This is a genomic window from Pseudomonas sp. PGPR40 (assembly GCF_022014505.1).
GTDB lineage: Bacteria > Pseudomonadota > Gammaproteobacteria > Pseudomonadales > Pseudomonadaceae > Aquipseudomonas.
The window spans coordinates 122,653-145,667 of sequence record NZ_JAKLSP010000012.1; the positions used below are offsets into that span (position 1 = coordinate 122,653).

Annotated in this window: 16 protein-coding genes and 3 pseudogenes; 11 read left to right on the top strand and 8 right to left on the bottom strand. The window is 58.8% G+C overall.

Annotated features, from left to right (window positions below; translation table 11 throughout):
- Nucleotides 1-75: 75 nt before the first annotated feature.
- From preA to hydA, 3 genes are all read right to left on the bottom strand, one after another.
- Nucleotides 76-1,350 carry an NAD-dependent dihydropyrimidine dehydrogenase subunit PreA gene (preA, locus tag MEB48_RS12690; protein WP_237884573.1) on the bottom strand — a complete coding sequence of 425 codons (1,275 nt, stop codon included), beginning with the start codon at nt 1,348-1,350 and terminating at the stop codon, nt 76-78.
- Nucleotides 1,351-2,718 (bottom strand): NAD(P)-dependent oxidoreductase, encoded by a 1,368-nt coding sequence (locus tag MEB48_RS12695; RefSeq protein ID WP_237884574.1) that lies wholly within the window; start codon nt 2,716-2,718, stop codon nt 1,351-1,353.
- 264 nt (nt 2,719-2,982) lie between these two features.
- Nucleotides 2,983-4,422, bottom strand: a complete 1,440-nt coding sequence (gene hydA, locus MEB48_RS12700) for a dihydropyrimidinase (protein ID WP_237884575.1) — start codon at nt 4,420-4,422, stop codon at nt 2,983-2,985.
- A 620-nt stretch (nt 4,423-5,042) separates the two neighbouring features.
- Here hydA and MEB48_RS12705 point away from each other — a divergent pair.
- The 6 genes and pseudogenes from MEB48_RS12705 (at nt 5,043) to MEB48_RS12730 (ending at nt 11,062) form a co-directional block, all read left to right on the top strand.
- Nucleotides 5,043-6,527 carry an NCS1 family nucleobase:cation symporter-1 gene (locus tag MEB48_RS12705; RefSeq protein WP_237884576.1) on the top strand — a complete coding sequence of 495 codons (1,485 nt, stop codon included), beginning with the start codon at nt 5,043-5,045 and terminating at the stop codon, nt 6,525-6,527.
- A gap of 137 nt (nt 6,528-6,664) precedes the next feature.
- Nucleotides 6,665-7,948 (top strand): Zn-dependent hydrolase, encoded by a 1,284-nt coding sequence (locus tag MEB48_RS12710; protein WP_237884577.1) that lies wholly within the window; start codon nt 6,665-6,667, stop codon nt 7,946-7,948.
- 297 nt (nt 7,949-8,245) lie between these two features.
- A pseudogene (locus MEB48_RS12715) lies at nt 8,246-8,359 on the top strand (D-glutamate cyclase family protein); the annotation flags it as partial.
- A 67-nt stretch (nt 8,360-8,426) separates the two neighbouring features.
- On the top strand, nt 8,427-8,981 hold the full coding sequence (locus MEB48_RS12720; RefSeq protein ID WP_237884578.1) for a hypothetical protein: 555 nt from the start codon (nt 8,427-8,429) through the stop codon (nt 8,979-8,981).
- Nucleotides 8,982-9,123: 142 nt separating this feature from the next.
- Nucleotides 9,124-10,614, top strand: a complete 1,491-nt coding sequence (locus tag MEB48_RS12725) for a helix-turn-helix transcriptional regulator (protein WP_237884579.1) — start codon at nt 9,124-9,126, stop codon at nt 10,612-10,614.
- Between the two features lie 199 nt (nt 10,615-10,813).
- Nucleotides 10,814-11,062, top strand: coding sequence for a DUF1652 domain-containing protein (locus MEB48_RS12730; protein ID WP_237884580.1), 249 nt, complete (start codon nt 10,814-10,816; stop codon nt 11,060-11,062).
- Nucleotides 11,063-11,551: 489 nt separating this feature from the next.
- Here the strand turns inward: MEB48_RS12730 and MEB48_RS12735 are convergent.
- Nucleotides 11,552-11,935: pseudogene (locus MEB48_RS12735) on the bottom strand (Gfo/Idh/MocA family protein); the annotation flags it as partial.
- Between the two features lie 228 nt (nt 11,936-12,163).
- Between MEB48_RS12735 and MEB48_RS12740 the strand changes: the two are divergent.
- Both MEB48_RS12740 and MEB48_RS12745 read left to right on the top strand, forming a co-directional pair.
- Nucleotides 12,164-12,598, top strand: a complete 435-nt coding sequence (locus MEB48_RS12740) for a hypothetical protein (protein WP_237884581.1) — start codon at nt 12,164-12,166, stop codon at nt 12,596-12,598.
- A complete protein-coding gene (locus MEB48_RS12745; protein ID WP_237884582.1) occupies nt 12,598-13,194 on the top strand; it encodes a hypothetical protein in 597 nt (198 codons plus the stop codon). The genes MEB48_RS12740 and MEB48_RS12745 overlap by 1 nt, the downstream gene beginning before the upstream one ends.
- A 153-nt stretch (nt 13,195-13,347) precedes the next feature.
- Here MEB48_RS12745 and MEB48_RS12750 read toward each other — a convergent pair whose 3' ends face one another.
- Both MEB48_RS12750 and MEB48_RS12755 read right to left on the bottom strand, forming a co-directional pair.
- Nucleotides 13,348-14,115 carry an SDR family oxidoreductase gene (locus tag MEB48_RS12750; protein ID WP_030130434.1) on the bottom strand — a complete coding sequence of 256 codons (768 nt, stop codon included), beginning with the start codon at nt 14,113-14,115 and terminating at the stop codon, nt 13,348-13,350.
- Nucleotides 14,116-14,141: 26 nt separating this feature from the next.
- Nucleotides 14,142-15,209, bottom strand: a complete 1,068-nt coding sequence (locus MEB48_RS12755; protein WP_237884583.1) for a phosphotransferase family protein — start codon at nt 15,207-15,209, stop codon at nt 14,142-14,144.
- A gap of 1,200 nt (nt 15,210-16,409) precedes the next feature.
- On the opposite strand from MEB48_RS12755, the pseudogene MEB48_RS12760 reads away from it, so the two are divergent.
- Nucleotides 16,410-16,517, top strand: a pseudogene (locus MEB48_RS12760) (hypothetical protein); the annotation flags it as partial.
- Here the strand turns inward: MEB48_RS12760 and MEB48_RS12765 are convergent.
- Nucleotides 16,514-17,485 (bottom strand): 2-hydroxyacid dehydrogenase, encoded by a 972-nt coding sequence (locus MEB48_RS12765; RefSeq protein WP_237884584.1) that lies wholly within the window; start codon nt 17,483-17,485, stop codon nt 16,514-16,516. The pseudogene MEB48_RS12760 and the gene MEB48_RS12765 overlap by 4 nt on opposite strands.
- 471 nt (nt 17,486-17,956) lie before the next feature.
- Here MEB48_RS12765 and MEB48_RS12770 point away from each other — a divergent pair, with 471 nt between their 5' ends.
- Complete coding sequence (locus tag MEB48_RS12770; RefSeq protein ID WP_237884585.1) at nt 17,957-19,237, top strand: serine/threonine transporter; 1,281 nt, start codon at nt 17,957-17,959, stop codon at nt 19,235-19,237.
- Between the two features lie 197 nt (nt 19,238-19,434).
- Here the strand turns inward: MEB48_RS12770 and acnB are convergent, their stop codons facing one another.
- Nucleotides 19,435-22,035 carry a bifunctional aconitate hydratase 2/2-methylisocitrate dehydratase gene (gene acnB, locus MEB48_RS12775; protein WP_237884606.1) on the bottom strand — a complete coding sequence of 867 codons (2,601 nt, stop codon included), beginning with the start codon at nt 22,033-22,035 and terminating at the stop codon, nt 19,435-19,437.
- A 406-nt stretch (nt 22,036-22,441) separates the two neighbouring features.
- Between acnB and MEB48_RS12780 the strand changes: the two genes are divergently transcribed.
- On the top strand, nt 22,442-22,912 hold the full coding sequence (locus tag MEB48_RS12780) for a DUF1289 domain-containing protein (protein ID WP_052964219.1): 471 nt from the start codon (nt 22,442-22,444) through the stop codon (nt 22,910-22,912).
- The last annotated feature ends 103 nt before the right edge of the window (nt 22,913-23,015 follow it).

Consider the following 23,015-nt stretch of genomic DNA (forward strand, 5'->3'; position numbering starts at 1 on the left):
AGGATTTGTGCGCGAAGTTGATCCACTGTGGGAGCGGGCTTGCTCGCGAAGGTGTCAGTTCAAGCAACGCAACCCTCAAACCGCGACATGGTACGGATTCCTCGGATCATGATTCCAATCCAGAAACGGCTTGCCCGTATCCATCGGCACCATCTCAATACAATCCTGCACCGGACAGGTGATCTGGCACAGGTTGCAGCCCACGCACTCATCATCGATCACTTCATATTTATGCGTCCCGTCCGCCTGTTTGAGGCTGGCAATCGCCTGGTGCGAGGTATCTTCACAAGCGATGTGGCAGCGACCGCAGCCAATGCACGCCTCCGGATCGATCTTCGCAATCACCTGATAGTTGATGTCCAGGTACTTCCAGTCCGTGGTATTGCCCACCGCACGCCCGGAAAATTCCGACACGCTGGCGTAACCCTGACTGTCCATCCAGCGTGACAAACCGTCCTTCATCTCCTCGACAATCCGGAAACCATGCAACATCGCCGCCGTGCACACTTGCACCGAGCCGCTGCCCAAGGCAATGAATTCCGCCGCATCGCGCCAACTGCCGATGCCGCCAATGCCCGAGATCGGCAGGCCTTGGGTCTGCGGATCGCGGGCGATTTCGGCGACCATGTTCAACGCAATCGGCTTCACCGCCGAGCCGCAATAACCGCCATGGGTGCTTTGGTTGCCGACGGCAGGATTGGCGACCATGCGTTCCAGATTGACGCTGGTGATCGAGTTGATGGTGTTGATCAACGACACTGCATCGGCACCACCACGGTGCGCGGCACGGGCGGCAACGCGGATGTCGGTGATGTTCGGCGTGAGCTTGACGATCACCGGCAGTGAGCAATAGGTCTTGCACCAGCGGGTGACCTGTTCGACGTATTCCGGCACCTGGCCGACCGCCGCGCCCATGCCCCGTTCCGGCATGCCGTGGGGGCAGCCGAAGTTCAGTTCGATGCCATCGGCACCGGTGGCCTCCACCAGCGGCAGGATGTTTTTCCACGACTCTTCGACACAGGGCACCATCAGCGACACGATCAGCGCGCGGTCCGGCCAGTCCTTTTTGACCTGGGTGATTTCCCTCAGGTTGATTTCCAGTGAGCGGTCGGTGATCAGCTCGATGTTGTTAAAACCAAGCACCTCCCGATTAGCCCCGAAGTGCGCCGAGTAACGCGACGATACGTTGACCGCCGCTGGGTCTTCACCGAGGGTTTTCCAGACCACGCCGCCCCAACCGGCCTCGAACGCGCGAACCACGTTGTAGGCTTTGTCGGTCGGCGGCGCGGAAGCCAGCCAGAACGGATTGGGCGCTTTGATGCCGGCGAAAACAATCGAGAGATCGGCCATTTACGCAGCCTCCACGTTGAGCATGAGTTGAGCGTTGATGGCCTCGGCGGCCAGCTTGCCGTGCTGCACGGCTTGCACGGTGAGGTCCTGATCGAGGCTGGTGCAGTCGCCGCCGGCATATACGCCGGGAATGCTGGTACGCAGCTGTTCGTCGACCAGGATGCGGTCGCCCTGACGCTTGAGTTCACGGGCCAGCGGATCGGCGAGGGCGCTGTTATCGAAAGCCTGGCCGATGGCTTTGAAGATCGCGTCAGCAGCCAGTTCAAAGGTTTCGCCAGTGGTTTGCAGGCGACCGTCTACCAACCGGGTGCGAGCGAAGCGCATGCCGCGCACCTTGCCCTTATCGTCGAGCAGCACTTCTTGCGGTTGCGCCCAGGTCAGCAGCCGCACCTGATTGGCCTTGGCGATGTCTTGTTCGTGACCGGTGGCGCCCATGTCCGGGGCGCCGCGGCGGTACACCAGATTCACGTCGCGGGCACCGAGGCGAGCCATTTGCACGGCCATGTCGATGGCGGTGTTGCCGGCACCGAGGACAATGCAGTGTTCGGCCAGCGGCAGTTGCGTCAGGTCATCAGCCTGGCGCAGTTCGCGGATGTAGTCGGTGGCGGCGAGCAGGCCGGGGGCATCCTCGTGGGCCAGTCCCAACTGTTTGCTGGCGGCCAGGCCGAGACCGAGGAACACCGCGTCGAATTGCTGATGCAGTTCGCTGAGGGTCAGGTTGTCGCCGAGTTTCTGCCCGTGGCGAATCTCGATCCCGCCAATCCCCATCAGGAATTCAAGCTCCTTCTGCGCGTAATCGTCCACCAGTTTGTACTTGGCGATCCCGTATTCGTTAAGGCCGCCAGCTTTTTCCCGCGCCTCGAAAATCACCACGTCATGGCCGTGCATGGCGCTGCGGTGCGCGCAGGACAAACCGGCCGGGCCAGCACCCACCACAGCGATGCGCTTGCCGGTTGCGGCGGCGCGCTGGAACGGGTGTTCGCTGAAGTGCGCGTTGTCCACGGCATAGCGTTGCAACAGGCCGATCAGCACCGGCGCGCATTCCTGGGCGTTGTTGCGCACGCAGGCTTGCTGGCACAGGATCTCCGTCGGACAGACCCGGGCGCAACTGCCGCCGAGGATGTTCGCCGAGAGGATTTTCTGAGCCGCGCCCTGAATGTTTTCCTGATGGATATTGCGGATGAATGACGGAATATCGATGTCGCTCGGACAGGCATTCACGCACGGCGCGTCATAGCAGTACAGGCAGCGCGAGGCTTCCAGATGCGCCTGACGGTCGTTGAGCGGCGGCGCCAGATCGGTGAAATGGCCGGCGAGGGCGGCCGCGTCCTCATGGGGATGCGGGAGGTGGTTCAAGGTCTTGATCACGGTGTTGGCCTCACGGTTATTTGAGGTACTGCCTCTGGTGGGCTGATCGTTCCCACGCTCTGCGTGGGAATGCCTCAAGGGACGCTCCGCGTTCCAATGGGACGCAGAGCGTCCCGGGCTGCATTCCCACGCAGAGCGTGGGAACGATCGGATTGGTTTTTTGTGTTGTCAGGACTGCCGCCTTCGCGAGCAAGCCCGCTCCCACATTTGGAATGCGTTCCCTTGTGGGAGCGGGCTTGCTCGCGAAGGCCGAAGGCCTCGATCTCAGCGTTTCACAGCAACCGGCCTATGCAGCTCAGCCCGCTTGCTCAGCAAATCAAACACCGCCGGATACGCCGGCCGTTCGACATACCGCCCGGCACCACGCTCGGCGCGCAAATCACCGTCGGCCCACACCACTCGGCCCTGGCTGACGGTGTGGCTCGGCACGCCGCGCACGGTCTTGCCTTCGAAGATGTTGAAGTCGACTTGCTGGTGATGGGTCTTGGCTGAAATCGTCCGCGTACCTTCCGGATCCCACAGCACCAGATCCGCATCAGCGCCCACACGGATCGCACCCTTGCGCGGATAGAGGTTGAATATCTTCGCGGTGTTGGTGGAGGTGAGGGCAACGAAGTGCTGCATCGACAAGCGCCCGGTGTTCACCCCCTCATCCCAGAGCACTGCCATGCGGTCTTCGATACCGGCAGTGCCGTTGGGGATCTTGCTGAAGTCGTCACGACCGGCGGCTTTTTGCTCGGCGCAGAAGCAGCAGTGGTCGGTGGCGGTGGTGTGCAGATTGCCCGCTTGCAGACCATGCCAAAGGGCTTCCTGATGGCCGCGAGGACGGAAGGGCGGGCTCATCACGTAACCGGCGGCGGTCTGCCAGTCCGGGTGTTGGTAGACGCTGTCGTCCAGTAGCAGGTGTCCGGCCAGCACTTCGCCGTAAACCGGTTGGCCCTTGCTGCGGGCGTAGGTGATTTCGTCGAGGGCTTCCTTGGTCGAGACGTGGACCAGATACAGTGGCGTGCCGAGGGTTTCGGCAATGCGGATCGCCCGGCTAGCGGCTTCACCTTCCACCTGCGAAGGCCGCGACAGCGGGTGCGCTTCCGGCCCGGTCATGCCTTGGGCCATCAACTTGCGTTGCAGGTGATAGACCAGCTCGCCGTTTTCCGCGTGCACGGTCGGCACCGCGCCCAATTCCAGACAACGCTCGAAACTCGCCACGAGTGTGTCGTCGGCGGCCATGATCGCGTTCTTGTAGGCCATGAAATGCTTGAAACTGTTGACCCCGTGATGGCTGACCAACTCGGCCATTTCTTCGCGGACCTGCTCGCTCCACCAAGTGATGGCGACGTGGAAACCGTAGTCCGACGCCGACTTCTGCGCCCAGCCGCGCCATTGATGAAATGCCTCCATCAACGATTGCTGCGGATTGGGAATCACGAAGTCGATGATCGAGGTGGTACCGCCGGCCAGCCCCGCTGCGGTGCCGCTGAAGAAGTCTTCGCTGGCCACCGTGCCCATGAAGGGCAGTTGCATATGAGTGTGCGGGTCGATGCCGCCAGGCATCAGGTATTGGCCGCTGCCGTCGAGCACTTCGGCATCGGCGGGAACATCGAGGTTTTCACCGATGGCTTTGATCACGCCGTCGGCGCAATAGACGTCGGCGCGATAACTTTCATCATGGGTAATAACGGTGGCGCCACGGATCAACAGAGACATTCCGAGTTCCTCGCAGGCATGACCGACTGATGCCGGTTCTAGATGTTTTATAGGAAGCAGACGCCAATCGGTGTATTCCTGTCAGCGCTGTCAAGAATAGACGCTAGCTGCAGTTTACCGATTGAGCAAGAATATTTTTTATAAGCTTATTACTGCCTTAACGTATTGAAAAATAAGGATAAAAACTGAAAATCACCAAAATGGTGAGGGCTCTCACCATTTTGACGCACTTGACAGGTTCGAAATATGGTCAAGATTTTCTATATGAAATCAGCCGCTTGAGGATGGTCTATGGTTGATGCTCGACCTTAAAAAAAAGATCAACGCACCAGATTGAGTCCTGACTGTGCGGACAAGTTGCCTGACATCGGCCTGAATGGCATGGCAACTCACCGGGGACTCAATGGCTTTATAAATAAAACTGAATAACATCAGTTGGTTAGCAGGGTTTTATGGCATTGCCCAATACGCCAGCGGGGCACCCGGCACGTTTATTGATGCCGCCGCTGGCACCTTGGCCGGTCCATGAACGTTGTCAGTTTCTCCGGCCATCGTCCGGCTCGCGTGCTTTGCGCCAGCCGCTGATGAGCAAAAATAATCAAAAGAACAGTGGAGCGGCCATGCAACAGATCAGATCGCAAGTGACCGAGCGCGACGGCTTGTTTGAGCTCGAAGCCGGCAGCGACGTCCTCGACAGTCCCCGTTACAACCACGACATGGCACCGACCAAGGTGCATGAACGAACCTGGAATAAATGGCACATCACCGCCTTATGGGTCGGCATGGCGATCTGCGTGCCGACTTACACCCTCGGCGGCGTACTCACCGCCTATTTCGGCCTGAGCGTGGGCGAAGCACTGCTGGCGATTCTGTTCGCCAACATCATCGTACTGATCCCGCTGACCCTGAATGCCTTCCCCGGCACCAAATACGGCATCCCGTTTCCGGTGTTGTTGCGCTCATCCTTCGGCATCCTCGGCTCCAACATTCCGTGCCTGATCCGCGCCCTGGTGGCGTGCGGCTGGTTTGGCATCCAGACCCTGTTCGGCGGGCTGGCGATTCACCTGTTTCTCGGCTCGGTGTTCGATGACTGGAAAGCCCTCGGCGGAACCGGTGAAGTGATCGGCTTCATGGTGTTCTGGGCCTTGAACCTGTGGGTGGTGATTCGCGGCGCGGACTCGATCAAATGGCTGGAAACATTATCCGCACCGTTACTGGTTCTGGTCGGCGTGGGGCTGCTGGTGTGGGCGATGCCGAACGTGTCGATGAGCGAATTGATGGCGATCCCGGCCAAGCGTCCGGAAGGCGCCAGCGTGGTCAGTTACTTTGCCGCCGGGCTGACTGCGATGGTCGGGTTCTGGGCCACCTTGTCGCTGAACATTCCGGACTTCAGCCGCTATGCGAAAAGCCAGAAGGATCAGATCGTCGGGCAGATTATCGGCTTGCCCCTGACCATGTTCCTGTTCGCCTCCCTTGGTGTGGTGATGACGGCCGCTTCGGTAAAACTGGTGGGCGTCACTGTCTCTGATCCGGTCACATTGATCGGCCATATCCAGAGCCCGGTCTGGGTTGCCCTGGCCATGGCGCTGATCATCATTGCCACGTTGTCCACCAACACCGCGGCCAACATTGTTTCGCCGACCAACGACTTCCAGAACGTTGCGCCCAAGGTCATCAACCGCACCAAAGCGGTGATCCTCACGGGGCTGGTCGGCTTGGCGCTGATGGCCCATGAACTGCTGAAAAAGCTCGGGCTGATCGTCTCGGATTTAAGCCTGGAGACGGTGTATTCCAACTGGTTGCTGGGCTATTCGAGCCTGTTGGGCCCGATCGCCGGGATCATGGTGGTGGACTATTTTCTGATCAAGAAACAGCAACTGGACCTGGCCGGTCTCTACCGCGATGACGTTTACCCGGCGTGGAACTGGTTCGGTTTTATCGCGTTCGGTGTGCCGGTGGCGTTGACGCTGCTGTCGCTGGGCAGCGATGCGTTCAGTTGGTTCTACAACTACGGCTGGTTCACCGGCTCGGCCCTTGGTGGGCTGATTTATTACGGGTTGAGTGTGATGCGGCCGAGCCCTACTGCTGTGAAATCGGCGGTGTGAGGAATTGATCGTTCCCACGCTCTGCGTGGGAATGTAGCCCGGGACGCTCCGCGTCCCAGAAGCGGACGCAGAGCGTCCATGGATGAATTCCCACGCAGAGCGTGGGAACTATCAGAAGAAAAACTGAGGAGATCACCATGAGCGCTGCCATAGACGTTCTGCAGTCCACCCATCAGCACATCAATCGCGACCGTCTGTGGCAGTCGCTCATGGACCTGGCCAAACTCGGCGCCACGGTCAAGGGCGGCGTCTGTCGGCTGGCCCTGACCGATCTCGATCGCCAGGCCCGGGACATTTTTGTGAACTGGTGCGAGGAGGCCGGCTGCACCGTCAGCATCGACGCCGTCGGCAACATCTTCGCCCGGCGTCCGGGGCGCAATCCGAACCTGCCGCCGGTAATGACCGGCAGCCACATCGACACCCAACCCACCGGCGGCAAGTTCGACGGTTGCTTCGGCGTGCTGGCCGGGGTCGAAGTGCTGCGCACCCTCAATGACCTGGGCGTGGAAACCGAGGCGCCGCTGGAAGTGGTGGTCTGGACCAACGAAGAAGGTTCGCGCTTTGCCCCGTGCATGATGGGCTCCGGCGTGTTTGCAGAAAAATTCACCCTCGAAGAAACCCTGGCCAAGGTCGATGCCGAGGGCGTGACAGTCGGCGAAGCCCTGAACGCCATTGGCTATGCCGGGCCGCGCACGGTCAGCGGCCACGCCGTGGGCGCCTATTTTGAAGCCCACATCGAACAAGGCCCGATTCTTGAGGACGAACACAAAACTATCGGCGTGGTCATGGGCGCCCTCGGGCAGAAATGGTTCGACCTGAAACTGCGCGGCGTCGAAGCCCACGCCGGCCCGACGCCGATGCACCTGCGCAAGGACGCTCTGGTCGGCGCCTCAGTGATCGTCGGCGCGGTCAATCGTGCTGCCCTCGGCCATCAACCCCATGCCTGCGGCACCGTCGGCTGCCTGCAAGCCTATCCTGGCTCACGTAACGTGATTCCCGGCGAAGTGCGCATGACCCTGGACTTCCGTCATCTGGAGCTGGCGCGTCTTGACTCGATGATCGCCGAAGTTCGCGAGGTTATCGAAACCACTTGCGAGGAACACGGCCTGACTTTCGAACTGACACCCACCGCCGACTTCCCGCCGCTGTATTTCGACAAGGGTTGCGTCGAAGCGGTACGTGGTGCGGCCCAAGGGTTGGGTTTGTCGCACATGGACATCGTCAGCGGGGCAGGGCACGACGCGATCTTCCTCGCCGAACTCGGCCCGGCCGGGATGATTTTCGTGCCCTGCGAAGGCGGCATCAGCCACAACGAAATCGAAAACGCCGCGCCGGATGATCTGGCTGCCGGGTGTGCGGTGTTGTTGCGGGCGATGCTGGCGGCTTCGGCTGCGATTGCCAGTGGTGAACTTGCGGCCTGAAGATCAAAAGATCACAGGCTGCTTTCGGGTCATATGCCTGGCCCTATGTAGGAGCTGGCTTGCCAGCGAAGACGGCCTCACGGCATGCAGCGCCGATGAAAACGCCTTCGCCGGCAAGCCGGGCTCCTACGGGGTCGGCGGCGTTCACGATGTCTGTTGTAGGAGCTGGCTTGCCAGCGAAGACGGCCTCACGGCATGCAACGCCGATGAAAACGCCTTCGCCGGCAAGCCGGCCCCTACAGGGTTCGGTGTCATTCACGGTAGATACCGTCTTGAACCTACTGGCAAACGTACGAATGGCTGCCCACGGAAACGCCTCAATCGGTGGTTCAGGCTTCACGTCCGCCGCTGTGCATCACCCATGCCCCCGGCTGCATGCTGGTAACGGATTTATGGAATAGTGCTTTATAAACGTGTAAACGTCATGTGAACCTCGGATGAGGCGGTTCTCAACTGGCAGGGATGCGACGGACAAACAATGAACACTGCTCAGCAATCGATTCGACAGTACATACAAGCCAAGGACGGCAACCGCCCACATTTGTTGGGCCAGGCCTTTGCGCCAGACGCACTGCTGGACATGGTCGTGCACACCGGATCCATCTCGTTTCCACCCCACGTTGAAGGCCTTGGCCCTATCGGCGATGTGTTGGTCAGGCGGTTCGGCCAGACCTTCGAAAACGTGTATACGTTCTGCCTGGGACGTCCACCTGAACCGGAGGCCAAAACATTTCAGTGCAAATGGCTGGTCGGCATGTCCGACAAGAACTCTGGCGAAGCCCGAGTCGGTTGCGGTCTATATGAATGGCAGTTCAGCGCCGAGTCGGGACTTGTCGAGAGGCTCACTATCACTATCGAGCACATGAAAACGCTGCCAGCGACTGACCTGCACTGCATCATGCAGTGGGTATCGCATCAGGATTACCCATGGTGCCGCCCGGAAGCGTTGGCGAGCAATGCTCCAGACATCGACACGCTTGAAGAGGTGATCCAGTACGTTACGGCCACTATTCCAACCTGCCCGGCTGGTTAGTCCGGTCGCAAATGCCCTTGGTCACGTTGAGGAGGCGCCTTGGGCGGCGGCCCCTAAACGCTATCTGCACTATCCCAACCCCTTGCGGTCGTAATCTTCACGGGGCAGCGCACAAAGGTGCTGCCGCAATCGTGGAGTTCCAATGAGCCAGGACGTCCTGACCACTGAAACCAATCGCCGACAGTTGCAGCAGATCATCGCTGGTCTGTCCGATGGGGTGATTCTGCTGGAACTTGACCAGACCATCCTCTGGGCCAACGACGCTGCGCTAGCCATGCATGGTGTCAGTCGGATCGGTGAGCTGGGCGCCAATGCCAGGGAGTACGCGAAGCGGTTTGCCTTGCGTTATCGCAACAATCACCCGGTAGCGACGCAGAATTATCCAATCAGCCGCGTTGCCCGCGGCGAGATGTTCAGTGATGTGCTGGTTGAATTGACGCCGGTCGGAAACGACGAGCGCACCTGGGTCCACAGCGTGCGCAGCATGGTGCTGGCCGACCGCGCCGGCGAGCCGGAGTCGTTGGTGCTGATCATGAACGACGTCACCGACTGGGCCAGCGCCGAGCAGCGTTTCGAAAAGACCTTCAATGCCAACCCGGCCCCGGCGGTGATCTGTCGCCTCAGCGATTTACGCTACATCAAAGTCAATCAGGGCTTTCTGGAAATGACCGGTTATACCCGTGATCAGGTGATAGGCGTTTCGACCTATGAGCTGGATGTGCTGGAGCGCGCTGAAAACAAGGACCTGGCCAAGCAGCGTTTGCGTGACGGAGCAACCATTCCGCAGATGCAGGCCGAGCTGCAATTGCCCGACGGAACCAGCAAACAGGTGATCGTTGCCGGGCAACCGCTTGAGCTCAATGACGAAGATTGCATGTTGTTTTCCTTCGTCGATATGGAGCTGCGGCACAAGGCCGAAATCGCCCTGCGCCAGAGCGAGGAACGGTTCGCCAAAGCTTTTCGCCTCACCCCGGTGCCAATCCTGGTGTGCCGCGCCGACGATCAAGTGGTGATGGACGTCAACGAAGCCTTTCTCGATACCCTCGCGTGCTCCGGTGAAGAGGTACTCGGCAAGACCGTGGCGCAACTCGATTTCATCGATGACGCGGGTGCTCGCACGCGACTGTTTGCGGCCCTGGAGAAAACCGGGCGCGTGGATCGCGTCGATGTCAGAGTGCGCAGGAAGGATGCCGCGTTGATCGATTGCGCGGTTTCGGCGGACACCGTGAACATTCAGGGGGGTATTTGTTACCTGCTGGTGTTGATGGACATCACGGAGCGCAAACGCACCGAGCTGGAACTGGTGTCGGCGATCGAAGAGGTGATGAAAGACGCCTCCTGGTTCAGCCGCACGCTGATCGAAAAACTCGCCAACGTGAAGAACGTCAATTCGCCAAAGTTACCCAGTGTGTCGTTCACCGAACTGACCGCCCGGGAGCGCGATGTGCTCGGCCTGATCTGTGAAGGCCTGGCCGACAAGGAAATCGCCGCGCGCCTGAAACTGGCGCCCAATACTGTACGCAATCATGTCTCGACGGTGTATTCCAAACTCGACGTGCACAGTCGCAGTGAGGCGATTGTCTGGGCTCGGGAGCGGGGTCTGTTCTCCAGCGAGAGTCGGCCCCGGGGGTGATGTTAAGGTGCAAATGCACTAAATGGAGTGGTGCAATTTGGTGTTTTGCTCGGGTACTGGTTTTTCTAGGCTGTCGAGGTGCGATACATGGCTTCTGGTCGTTATCGCGTCCTCTTCGATGCAGCTAAAGGAACCGCCAGATGAGTGCGAACAAATCAAGCGTGGGGTCGATTTTGCGTCGTCGCCAAGGGGAATCGAGATGATTTACCTGGCGCAATTGCGTATGCAGCTGGAGCGGAGTTTTTCGCCGCTGGCCTGTGAATGTGTGCTCACGGGGGAAAATTCGTTGACGGTGAAGCTTTATCACCCGGCGACGGGGCAGGTGGATCTGGTGGTCAGTGGGTTGAACGTGGTGAAACTCAGGACACCAGAAGCGGTGTCGGCGTTGATTGAAGAGTTGCGGTATGAGCTTGAGAGTAGTGGCCTGCATCGGGCCAATGCTTTGTAGGCGGTGTATGCAAGCGCCAGCGTTTATGGGTTAAAAAGGATACGAACGTAATTTTTCCAGGACCGCTCCATGGATTTTGTGCGGATGTTTTGTTGTCACACATAGGTGTCGATCACTTATCGCGGGTCAGCCTATGAACACTCTTGGGAAACGCGTTTTTTCGCCACTGTCGCTCGCATTCTGTGCAGCGATTCTCGGTGGTTGCGCCAGTCCGCCGCCACCACCACCCGCTGAGCCGCCACCGCCACCGGTTCGTACTTGTCAGACCTCCGAAAACACCGATGTGCTGGGCGATATGAGGGCGGAAGGGCAGGTGACCCGGACCACGACCCTGACCCGTTGCGTGACTCAGTAGGCCTGACAAGGCTGCGACGTAATGGCGTTTCGGTGCTCCGCCAGTGGCCCTTGTGCCACTGGCGGATATGGCCGGTTCAGACTTCTTCGATTCCGGCCCAGCGCGACTCCATGGTCGCCAGGCGAATCGCCCATGCCGCGGGTGCCACTGATTTCGAAACTCAGGTGATTCTTGTAGCCATGCTTGAGCCAGCTACTGCTGAATGTGCCCCGGGCGTCATTGGCGAAGCGCAGCAGTGCATTCACCTGATCGTCCACCGCGACCTCGCGTCGTTCCTGACCACCCAATGTAACTGGACGTTGCGCGTGTACGGTCTGGGTGTCTGCGCATACAGCCTGGATATTGCCCATCAGATAACGAGCCATGGCCAGCAAGTGACTGCCCAGGTCCGCCAAGGCACCGCCGGCGTAATCTGCGTCACAGCGCCAGGGCCAGGGTGAAATGGGGTCGGCCATGAAGTCTTCGCTGAATTCGCCCTGGAAACTGATGATCTGCCCCAGTGCTCCGTTTTGAATCAAGGCAATTGAATGGAATAAATATTCTCTTGTTGTGAATGTCAGAAAGCACAAGGAATGGCTACAACGCCTTGCGACGTTGCCTACATCTACGCCGGAATTTGCTGGCTTGTGCATCTTGCTATCGGCCTCTATCGTTTCCATGTGCGCAGATCAACGACAAATCGCGGGCTTTGATGACGGGATGTACACCGCAGACTATATTGGCCATTAACTAATCAAATTTGAGCAATGCAACAAGCTCAAATAGAGGTGGCTATGTCGGAGGATCTCGAAAAAACGACCTATGTTTTCATTGGTGGTGATCGTCATGAAGCTAAGGCTGTGCGCGATTCTGCAGGATTCCAGCATGGCGGCATCGTCCGGCTAACGAACGGCAAAATCGTTAGTGGTCGTGCCAATACTGTAAATTCCGAGAAGACATACGGACTTATCGCAGCAGCGGTTGCAAAAAGTGGATCAGGAGTGATGCTCAGTATGCATAGCGAAGGACACAAAACATCGACTGAGACTGGCTGGGTCATGGTCGGTTCCAACGGCACCAAGATATCTGCCGCCACTTGCACTTCAGTGCGTATTGATGAGTACGTTACTGAAATGCTCAAGGATCCGGACAAGGTTCGGGAGTTTTTCAAACGAGTGAATGGGGAAGGCAAGACTCGCTGATGTATTGCATTTCTCCTTCGTTTGTTCTTGGTTTCCATGGGTGCGAGCGAGAAATTGGCGAGCATGTACTAGCTGGCGAAACAACGCTCCTCGATAGCACTAATGACTATGACTGGCTTGGTCGTGGCGCCTATTTTTGGGAAAACAACCCACAGCGCGCGCTGAGCTTTGCGACTAATGCACAAAAGCGGAGCTCTATCAAAAATCCATTTGTGATCGGGGCAGTGATTGACTTGGGTCGTTGTCTGGATTTCACAACTGAGAGTGCGTTGCGTGAAATTCGTCAGACCTACTTTTGGCTTGAAGCCGCCTCAAAAGAAGAAGGCGGTCAACCTCTCAAGCAAAATAATCCCTACCTACGTCGTTTGGATTGTCAGGTCATTGATGCCCTACATACCTTCCGAGAGTTTACAGAGGCACCTGCGTACGATTCTGTTCGTTCACCATTCTGGGAGGGGGAATGTCTTTATCCAGGCACGGACTTTATGCATGAAACGCATGTTCAGCTGGCGATTCGTAACGTAAAGAGTATCAAGGGCTATTTTAGAGTTCTGGATTTGACTGGAAAGCCGGTTGAGTTTGTGCGGGCTGAATAGTGTTGTTTCCAGCCCAGCCCTATCTGTCAGACCATTTCCTGACCCCCGATGCATTTCAGAAAGAGGTAAGAGTCTTACTCAAGTTCTCCGATCAAACAAAAAGGCAGCCCTGGGGTATCCTTGGGGCTGCCTTTTCTTATCTGGAAGAACAGATCAGGACAGAAATCCGCCATCCACGTTCAACGAAACCCCAGTCGTGTAGCTCGACGCATCACTCGCCAGATACAACACCGCACCAGCCATTTCACTTGGATCCGCCACACGCTTGAGCGGAATTTGCTGCAACGCGGTTTTTAGAATGGCGTCGTTTTTCACCAGTGCCGAAGCGAATTTGGTGTCGGTCAGACCTGGCAGCAGGGCGTTGCAGCGGATGCCGAATTGCGCGCATTCCTTGGCAAAGACTTTGGTCATGTTGATCACCGCTGCCTTGGTCACCGAGTAGATGCCCTGGAAGATCCCCGGCGAGATGCCGTTGATCGAGGCAACGTTGATGATGCTGCCGCCACCGTGTTCGCGCATCAGTTTGCCGGCTTCCACCGACATGAAGAAATAGCCGCGAATATTCACGTCGACGGTTTTCTGGAAGGCGCTGAGGTCGGTGTCCAGTACATTGCAGAACTGCGGGTTGGTCGCCGCGTTGTTGACCAGAATATCCAGGCGCCCGAATTGTTCGCGGATGCCGGCGAAGACTTGGGTGATCTGCTCCATTTCGCCGATGTGGCAGGCAATGGCGGTGGCCTTGCCCCCAGCGGCGATGATTGCGTCGGCGACGTGCTGGCAGCCATCGAGTTTGCGGCTCGAAACGATGACGTGGGCGCCTTGTTGCGCCAGCAGTTTGGCGATGGCTTCACCGATGCCACGGCTGGCGCCGGAGACGAAAGCGATCTTGCCGTCGAGGTCGAATAACTGAGTCTTGGACATGATTTTTCCTGGTTATGGAGCCGCGATCAGAGGGTGGATTTCTGGATGACTTGCAGGCTCATCTGCTCCAGCAGTTTGTTCATGTGAATGAACTGCGCGAAGCGTTTGTCCTGGGTCTGACCATGGAAGAAGCGGTAGTAAATCTGCTGCACGATGCCAGCCAGACGGAACAGGCCGTAGGTGTAGTAGAAGTCGAAATTGTCGATCTGGATGCCCGCGCGCTCGGCGTAATAATCGACGAACTCACGACGGGTCAGCATGCCGGGGGCATGACTTGGCTGGCGGCGCATCAATTGCACCGGCGCCGGGTCGTCGGCCTCGATCCAGTAGGCGAGGGTGTTGCCCAGGTCCATCAGCGGGTCGCCGAGGGTAGTCAACTCCCAGTCCAGCACGCCGATGATCTGCATCGGGTTCTCGGGGTCGAGGATCACGTTGTCGAAGCGGTAGTCATTGTGGACGATGCTCGACGTCGGGTGATCGGCCGGCATCTTGTCGTTGAGCCAGGCCTTCACCGCTTCCCACTTTGGCGCGTCCGGGGTCAGGGCTTTTTCGTAGCGCTCGCTCCAGCCTTTGATTTGCCGCGCGACATAACCTTCGGGTTTGCCAAGGTCGCCCAGACCATAGGCCTTGTAGTCGACTTGGTGCAGTTCCACGAACTTATCGATGAAGCTTTTGCATAGGGCTTCGGTCTTGGCTGAATCAAGGCCCAGTTCCGGCGGCAGTTCGGCGCGCAGGATGATGCCCTTGACCCGTTCCATCACATAGAACTCGGCGCCGATCACCGATTCGTCGGTGCAGTGCACATAGGCTTTGGGGCAATAGGGGAAGCCGTCCCGCAGCTGATTGAGGATGCGGAATTCGCGGCCCATGTCGTGAGCGGACTTGGCCTTGTGGCCGAACGGTGGCCGACGCAGGACGAATTCCTGTTCGGGGTATTCCAGCAGGTAAGTCAGGTTCGATGCGCCGCCCGGAAACTGGCTGATCACAGGCAAGCCACTCAGGCCCGGAATGTGCGCCTTGAGGTACGGATCGATCAGGCTGGCATCGAGTTCTTCGCCGGAGCGGATACGGGTGGACTGGTCAGTAAGCGCCATGCTTATCCCTTCTGCTTATTTTGGAGGCCAGACATCATTGGCTAATCTAATGGTGCGCCGGGGTCGCCACAAGCGCGGTACGGTCTTATAGGCTAGCGTGTTGCCGGATAATCAGCGTTCCTGATGTGCGCGAACAGGCTTGGCGGAGAAAGGAGATTCGACTTGGCCTATCCGCAAGTGTGCGCCACCGCGACCCTGCAATGCAGTTTCGCGGGTCTCAGGCGATATCGATGTTGAATGTGCCGGCCTCATCGCGGCATGGGTATCTACACATCTTCCTGAGTTTGATGGTGTACATATCCGTTTCTGCGGTAACGGCCGCTGGCGGTTTCGCTTTTACAGCGAGTCACTTGGAAAAGCCCCAAGTAACCAAGGGCTTTTGCCCCTTTCGTTCGGTGCCTCGCTTAGGCTCGGCATGCCCTCGCTCCGGTCCTGCTCCGTGGGCCCGCCGCGATCGGCCATCCATGGCCGTGCGCGGCTAACCCGGCATCCATGCCGGGTTGCCCACTGCGCAGAACCTCCACTCGGCCTCTCGAGGGAGCGGTGCATCAAGATCAACAGCTGCAGGCGAGCTAACGCTCGGCCTGTTGAGTGGTGAAAGGCAGAGCGGATGGGCGCTGAATCTGGATGTGCGCTGATTTTTTGTGGGAGCTGACTTATCGGGTCGCCGCATCGCTGCGATGGCGGCCTGTCAGCCGACCCATCTTCACCGGCTGTACCCGGTCAACTGTGGGAGCGGGCTTGCTCGCGAAGCTGTAGATATTGCCGTTGCCGTTGCCGTTGCCGTTGCCGTTGCTTTGGCTTTTGATCCTGATCTGCTTGCCCCTTTCCCAGAGGCCGAACGCAGGCGTTGCGCAGGGGGCACCGCGGCAGGGATGCCGCGGTAGCCGCCCCCGGCCATGGATGGCCGATGGCGGCGGGCCCCCGGAGCAATGCCGGAGTGAGGGCATGCCGAGCCTAAGCGAGGCACCGAATGGCGGGGCAAAAGCGCTTTGGTTACTTTCGCGCTTTTCGAAAGTGACCCGCCGTCAGGGCGGAACCCTAAGCGGCCGTTACCGCAGAAATGGATATGTACTCCCAACACCAAGCACCAAGCACCAAGCCTCGGCAGAATCTCTGTAGCCCCAAAAATGTGTAGATACCTATGCTCATCGCGGGCTAGCCCGCTCCCATAGGGGATCGTCTGTGAATGCAGTATTCAAACGGGGCGTGGAGTGGGGCAACAAACCCTTGAGCGAGCTGCTTGGAGAACTGATCAGCGCCGATGCCGAATCCCAGCGACTCTGGACGCTGTTGGGCGTCCTTTAATGAGCGTTCCCCGCGGCTGCCGACGGCAATGGCAAAGCAATGGGGGTCAGTACCGGTTGACCGGAAAAAAACGCCGTCAGGTTTTTGCCGACCAGTTCCACGGTGCCTTGGGTGGCCTCCGGGGACAATCCGGCGACATGCGGGGTCAGAATCACGTTGGCCAACCCCTTCAGCGCGTCCGGCACTTGGGGTTCGTTATCGAAGACATCCAGCGCGGCACCGGCGATCCGTCGCTGCTCCAGTGCGCTGATAAGGTCTGCCGTGACGATCACGCTGGCTCGCGCGATGTTGACTATGAATCCGTTGGGCCCTAGAGCGTCGAGTACCTGCCTGTTGATCAAGTGCTGGGTTCCGAGCCCGCCGGGTGCGGCAATGATCAGAAAATCCGAGTGGCGTGCCAGTTCGGTCGGCGTCGAGCAGAAGCTATAGGGCACATCGCTGCGATGCTGGCGGTTGTGGTAACTCACGCTCATGTCGAAGCCGTTGGCCGCACGTTTGGCGATAGCGATGCCGACGGCCCCAAGGCCGAGGATGCCCAGGCGTTTGCCAGCCAGGGACGGGCGCATGATTTTCGGCCACTCGCCCCGACGCACGGCAGCATCGGCTCGAGGGATATCGCGCACCAGTGCCAGCAGCAACGCCATGGCATGGTCGGCGACGGAAGAGGCATTGACGCCGGCCCCATTGGTGACGGTGATGCCACGGTCGGCGGCGGCTTGCAGGTCGACATGCTCATAGCCAGCGCCAATCACGCAGATGATCTTGAGGTTGGGCAGGGCGGCAATTTCATTGGCGTACAGGCCCAATGGACCGCGCGTCAGCACCGCATCGATATGATCGCCCTGTCGGGCAATGGCGGCGGCGCGCTCGGCTGGAGTCGGGGCCAGGATCAGATGAAACCCCTGATGTTCGAGAATCGGCAGGTATTCATTGATGGTTTCAACCAGTACCAGAACGGTGACAGGCATGCTGGGCTCCTGTGGGCAGCGGAATATCGGGGCTCGAACGTCGTATCAGATTGCTGACACCAGAGCGGTTTGGCAATGGCCAGGTTTTTTGGCTCCCCGTGTCGGAGCTGGCGAAGCCTGCGATCCTTCTAGTGACAACACTAGATCAGAGCGAGGCAGATGGAGAGGATTTGTCCGAGATGACAACGCTGCGCAACAGTAATGCAGTAGGAGCGAGGCTTGCCCGCGAACCAGTCGCCTCGGTCCATCAGGAGTACCGCGTTATCGTTCTTCGCGGGCAAGCCTCGCTCCTACAGGAGAACGCAGGCGCCAGCTGCATCTGATCCGCACAACCATTGCTCAGCTAAGTCTTTGCTTCTGTTGATTAATCCCGGACAATCGCGCCCCTGTTTCGGCCAGGGCGCTGCCTGTCGGTTTTTTCCGACTCGTCCTGACCGGGTGCAAATGACCGGAAAGCGGAGATCCGACCGGATGAATGATCAGGCCAATAGCGTCGACGAACGCTATGTAGCGGCGACACCAGCGAGCCTCGAAAGCTGGAATCGCCATGACACCACCTGGATGCTGGGCCTGTTTGGCACGGCCATCGGGGCCGGCACCCTGTTTTTGCCGATCAACGCGGGGTTGGGCGGCTTCTGGCCGCTGCTGATCCTGGCATTGCTGGCATTTCCCATGACGTTTTACGCACACCGTGGCCTGACGCGCTTTGTGTTGTCCGGCCGCGAAGGCGCCGACATCACTGAAGTGGTGGAAGAACACTTCGGCATCAAGGCCGGTGCGCTGATCACGTTGCTGTATTTCTTTGCGATCTTCCCGATCCTGCTGATCTACAGCGTGGCCCTGACCAACACCGTGGGCAGTTTTCTCGAGCATCAATTGCACATCATGCCGCCACCGCGCGTCGTGCTGTCGTTCGTGCTGATTCTCGGCCTGCTGGCGGTGGTGCGTTGCGGAGAGCAAGTGATCGTCAAGGCCATGAGCCTGATGGTGTATCCGTTCATCGTCGCGCTGTTGTTCTTGGCGGTGTTTCTGATTCCGCACTGGAATGGCGGCATCCTCAGCACCGCGGCCACGCTGCCCGAGTCGTCGGCGCTGTTGCACACCTTGTGGCTGGCGATTCCGGTGATGGTGTTCTCGTTCAACCATTCGCCGATCATCTCGGCGTTCGCGGTGGACCAGAAGCGCCGCTACGGCACGCATGCCGAAGAGCGCAGCTCGCAGATCCTGTCCCGTGCCCACATCTTGATGGTGGTGATGGTGCTGTTCTTCGTCTTCAGCTGCGTGTTGACCCTGTCGCCGGCGCAACTGGCCGAAGCCAAGGCGCAGAACCTGTCGATCCTGTCGTACCTGGCCAACCACTTCAGCAACCCGACCATCGCCTTTGCGGCGCCGTTGATTGCTTTCGTGGCCATTTCCAAGTCGTTCCTGGGCCATTACATCGGCGCCAGTGAAGGCTTGAAGGGCCTGATCGTCAAGAGCGGCAAGCGCCCGGCACCGAAAACGCTGGACCGCATGACTGCGGCGTTCATGCTGGTGGTCTGCTGGATCGTTGCCACGCTGAACCCGAGCATTCTCGGCATGATCGAAACCCTCGGCGGCCCGATCATCGCGGCGATCCTGTTCCTGATGCCGATGTACGCGATCCGCAAAGTTCCGGCGATGGCGCGCTTTCGTGGCCAAGCCTCTAACGTCTTCGTGACGGCGGTAGGCCTGGTGGCAATTTCGGCGTTGATCTATTCCCTGACAGCCTGACCACCATGCTGATCGTTCCCACGCTCCGCGTGGGAATGCCTCAAGGGACGCTCCGCGTTCCAGCTCTCGAAAGGGACGCAGAGCGTCCCGGGCTGCATTCCCACGCGGAGCGTGAGAACGATCATGCGGTCTTCTTGCAGGCATAAAAAAACGCCGCTCATCTCACGATGGGCGGCGTTTTTTATTGCTTTGTAACGTTAGGCTTGAACGACCGGGATATTGGCGTTCGCAGCAGCTTCACGGAACTCGGCGATCTGGTCGAAGGACAGGTAGCGGTAAACATCGGCCGCCATGCTGTCGATCTTGCCAGCGTACTCCATGTACTCCTCGACGGTCGGCAGGCGACCCAGGATCGATGCAACGGACGCCAGCTCGGCCGAAGCCAGGTAGACGTTCGCGCCGTCACCCAGACGGTTCGGGAAGTTACGGGTCGATGTCGACACCACGGTGGAGTTCGGCTCTACACGTGCCTGGTTACCCATGCACAGCGAGCAGCCTGGCATTTCCATGCGTGCGCCGGCCTTGCCGTAGATACCGTAGTAGCCTTCCTCGGTCAGCTGGTGAGCGTCCATTTTGGTCGGTGGCGACAGCCACAGACGGGTTGGCAGCTGACCCTTGACCTGATCCAGCAGTTTACCGGCAGCGCGGAAGTGACCGATGTTGGTCATGCACGAACCGATGAACACTTCGTCGATCTTCTCGCCAGCAACGCTGGACAGCAGACGGGCGTCGTCCGGATCGTTTGGCGCGCAGAGCACAGGCTCTTTGATGTCGGCCAGGTCGATTTCGATGACTTCGGCGTATTCGGCGTCAGCATCGGCAACCATCAGCTCAGGGTTGGCGATCCAGGCTTCCATCGCTTGAGCACGACGTTCCAGGGTGCGCACATCGCCGTAGCCTTCACCGATCATCCAGCGCAGCAGGGTGATGTTCGATTGCAGGTACTCGGTGATCGACTCTTTCGACAGCTTGATGGTGCAACCGGCAGCCGAACGTTCGGCCGAGGCGTCGGACAGCTCGAAAGCCTGTTCGATGCTCAGGTTATCCAGGCCTTCGATTTCCAGGATGCGGCCGGAGAAGGCGTTTTTCTTGCCTTTCTTCTCGACGGTCAGCAAGCCAGCCTGAATCGCGAAGTAAGGAATGGCGTGAACCAGGTCACGCAGGGTGACGCCCGGCTGCATCTTGCCTTTGAAACGCACCAGGATCGATTCCGGCATGTCCAGTGGCATGACGCCGGTGGCAGCGGCGAATGCGACCAGACCGGAACCGGCCGGGAACGAAATGCCCATCGGGAAACGGGTGTGGGAGTCACCACCGGTGCCGACGGTGTCCGGCAACAGCATGCGGTTCAGCCAGCTGTGGATGATGCCATCGCCCGGACGCAGGGAAACGCCGCCGCGGGTCATGATGAAGTCAGGCAGGGTGTGGTGGGTGGTCACGTCGATCGGCTTTGGATAAGCCGCGGTGTGGCAGAACGACTGCATCACCAGATCGGCCGAGAAGCCCAGGCACGCCAGGTCTTTCAGTTCGTCACGGGTCATTGGACCAGTGGTGTCCTGAGAACCGACGGTGGTCATCTTCGGTTCGCAGTAGGTGCCAGGACGCACACCGGCTACGCCGCACGCCTTGCCGACCATTTTCTGCGCCAGGGTGAAACCCTTGGTGCTTTCGATCGGGGCATCCGGTTTCTTGAACAGGTCGAACGGTGGCAGACCCAGTTCGGCGCGAGCCTTCTCGGTCAGGCCACGGCCGATGATCAGCGGAATACGGCCGCCGGCGCGAACTTCGTCCAACAGAACCGGGGTCTTCATTTCGAAGGTGGTCAGGACTTCGTCGGTACCGTGCTTGCAGACTTTGCCAGCATGCGGGTACAGGTCGATCACGTCGCCCATGTTCATGTTGGTAACGTCGAACTCGATCGGCAGTGCGCCGGCATCTTCCATGGTGTTGTAGAAGATCGGAGCGATCTTGCTGCCGAAGCAGAAGCCGCCGGCACGCTTGTTCGGCACGTAAGGAACGTCGTCGCCGAAGAACCACAGCACCGAGTTGGTCGCCGACTTACGCGACGAACCAGTACCGACCACGTCGCCGACGTAGGCGATCGGGAAGCCTTGACCGCGCATTTCTTCGATCTGCTTCATCGGGCCGATGGCGCCTTGCTGATCCGGCACGATGCCATCGCGAGCCATTTTCAGCATGGCCAGGGCGTGCAGCGGGATGTCCGGACGGGACCAGGCATCAGGAGCAGGGGACAGGTCGTCGGTGTTGGTTTCGCCAGTCACCTTGAACACGCGCAGGCTGATCTTGTCGGCCAGCACAGGGCGGTTCTTGAACCACTCGCCGTCGGCCCAGGATTGCAGCACGCCTTTGGCGTGAACGTTGCCGTTCTTGGCGCGTTCAGCGACGTCGTGGAAGGCATCGAACATCAGCAGGGTGTGCTTGAGTTCTTCGGCGGCTACTGGTGCCAGTTCGGCGTCGTCCAGCAGATTGACCAGCGTCACGATGTTGTAGCCGCCCTGCATGGTGCCGAGCAGTTCAACAGCACGTTTCTTGTCGATCAGAGGGGATTTGGCTTCGCCTTTGGCGAGGGCAGAGAGGAAACCGGCCTTGACATAGGCAGCTTCGTCCACGCCAGGCGGAACGCGATTGGTGATCAGGTCAACGAGGAAAGCTTCTTCGCCAGCCGGGGGATTCTTCAGCAGCTCGACCAGGCCTGCAGTTTGTTCGGCGTTAAGCGGCTGGGGAACGATACCCAGTGCTGCGCGCTCTTCGATATGTTTGCGGTAGGCTTCAAGCACAGTTATTACCCTCATCAGTGGTCCCAAATGGGTGTCCGGGACGCTCATCCCGAAATTACCGTACTCATGCGCTGCGTGGCGTTTTGGGCCGCTTAGCCAGAATTACCGGCAATTCCTTACAGAAGCTGCTTTCAAAGTTTTACGCCTGCAGAACGGGGAGCTGATGAGGGTTGGCGTCAGGTTTTTCACCGCTGAAAAACCCTTCGCCAACACCGCTCTGAAGGAACGACTGTGCTCGTGACGCTTTGAAAACAGCTTCTAACGGACATTGGCGCCTTAAAAGGCTGGCTGATTCTACGGCAAAAAAAATTTAAAGGTAAGTTAGCCTCAGAATTTTGAAGGGTGATGAATGTTAGACAAAGGGCTAACATGCCGACCTGTTCTGCTTTCCCGTGTTTTGCCTACTATGCCCAATCAGACCATCAAAACTCCCTGCGTCGGCCTCTGCTCCACTGTTTACGGTGACCTGGTGTGCCGTGGCTGCAAGCGTTTCCACCATGAAGTAATTCACTGGAATGGTTACAACGAGGAAGAAAAACGTGCGGTGTGGCTGCGTCTTGAGCAACTGTTGTCACAGGTGATGGCCAGCAAACTGGAAATTTTCGATCCCGCGTTGCTGCGTCTGCAGCTGGAGCAGCGCAAGATCCGCTTTGTGCCCCATCAGTCGGAATATTGCTGGGCATACCAATTGATCGCTCGGGGCGCGCGGGTCATCAACAATCTGGAAGCCTACGGGATGGTGCTGCTGCCGGAGTTTCGCGACTGGAACCTGCCGGAACTGCGCGATGCCATTGATCGGGAATTTTTTCTGCTGTCTGAGGCGCATTATCAACGCTACATTGCGCCGGGGTTTCTCAAGGACGCGTTCGGCGGTTAAATCTTAAAAGCTTCGCGGGCAAGCCTCGCTCCTACGGATTTGTTTCGCATGTGCAATCGACACATGACCCGTAGGAGCGAGGCTTGCCCGCGAAGGCGATCTA

Bases quoted from the DNA above. Each gene is read 5' to 3' on its own strand.
- preA (WP_237884573.1), bottom strand. From the start codon at position 1,350: ATGGCCGATCTCTCGATTGTTTTCGCCGGCATCAAAGCGCCCAATCCG.
- hydA (WP_237884575.1), bottom strand. From the start codon at position 4,422: ATGTCTCTGTTGATCCGTGGCGCCACCGTTATTACCCATGATGAAAGT.
- MEB48_RS12705 (WP_237884576.1), top strand. From the start codon at position 5,043: ATGCAACAGATCAGATCGCAAGTGACCGAGCGCGACGGCTTGTTTGAG.
- MEB48_RS12710 (WP_237884577.1), top strand. From the start codon at position 6,665: ATGAGCGCTGCCATAGACGTTCTGCAGTCCACCCATCAGCACATCAAT.
- MEB48_RS12720 (WP_237884578.1), top strand. From the start codon at position 8,427: ATGAACACTGCTCAGCAATCGATTCGACAGTACATACAAGCCAAGGAC.
- MEB48_RS12725 (WP_237884579.1), top strand. From the start codon at position 9,124: ATGAGCCAGGACGTCCTGACCACTGAAACCAATCGCCGACAGTTGCAG.
- MEB48_RS12730 (WP_237884580.1), top strand. From the start codon at position 10,814: ATGATTTACCTGGCGCAATTGCGTATGCAGCTGGAGCGGAGTTTTTCG.
- MEB48_RS12740 (WP_237884581.1), top strand. From the start codon at position 12,164: ATGCAACAAGCTCAAATAGAGGTGGCTATGTCGGAGGATCTCGAAAAA.
- MEB48_RS12745 (WP_237884582.1), top strand. From the start codon at position 12,598: ATGTATTGCATTTCTCCTTCGTTTGTTCTTGGTTTCCATGGGTGCGAG.
- MEB48_RS12750 (WP_030130434.1), bottom strand. From the start codon at position 14,115: ATGTCCAAGACTCAGTTATTCGACCTCGACGGCAAGATCGCTTTCGTC.
- MEB48_RS12755 (WP_237884583.1), bottom strand. From the start codon at position 15,209: ATGGCGCTTACTGACCAGTCCACCCGTATCCGCTCCGGCGAAGAACTC.
- MEB48_RS12765 (WP_237884584.1), bottom strand. From the start codon at position 17,485: ATGCCTGTCACCGTTCTGGTACTGGTTGAAACCATCAATGAATACCTG.
- MEB48_RS12770 (WP_237884585.1), top strand. From the start codon at position 17,957: ATGAATGATCAGGCCAATAGCGTCGACGAACGCTATGTAGCGGCGACA.
- MEB48_RS12780 (WP_052964219.1), top strand. From the start codon at position 22,442: ATGCCCAATCAGACCATCAAAACTCCCTGCGTCGGCCTCTGCTCCACT.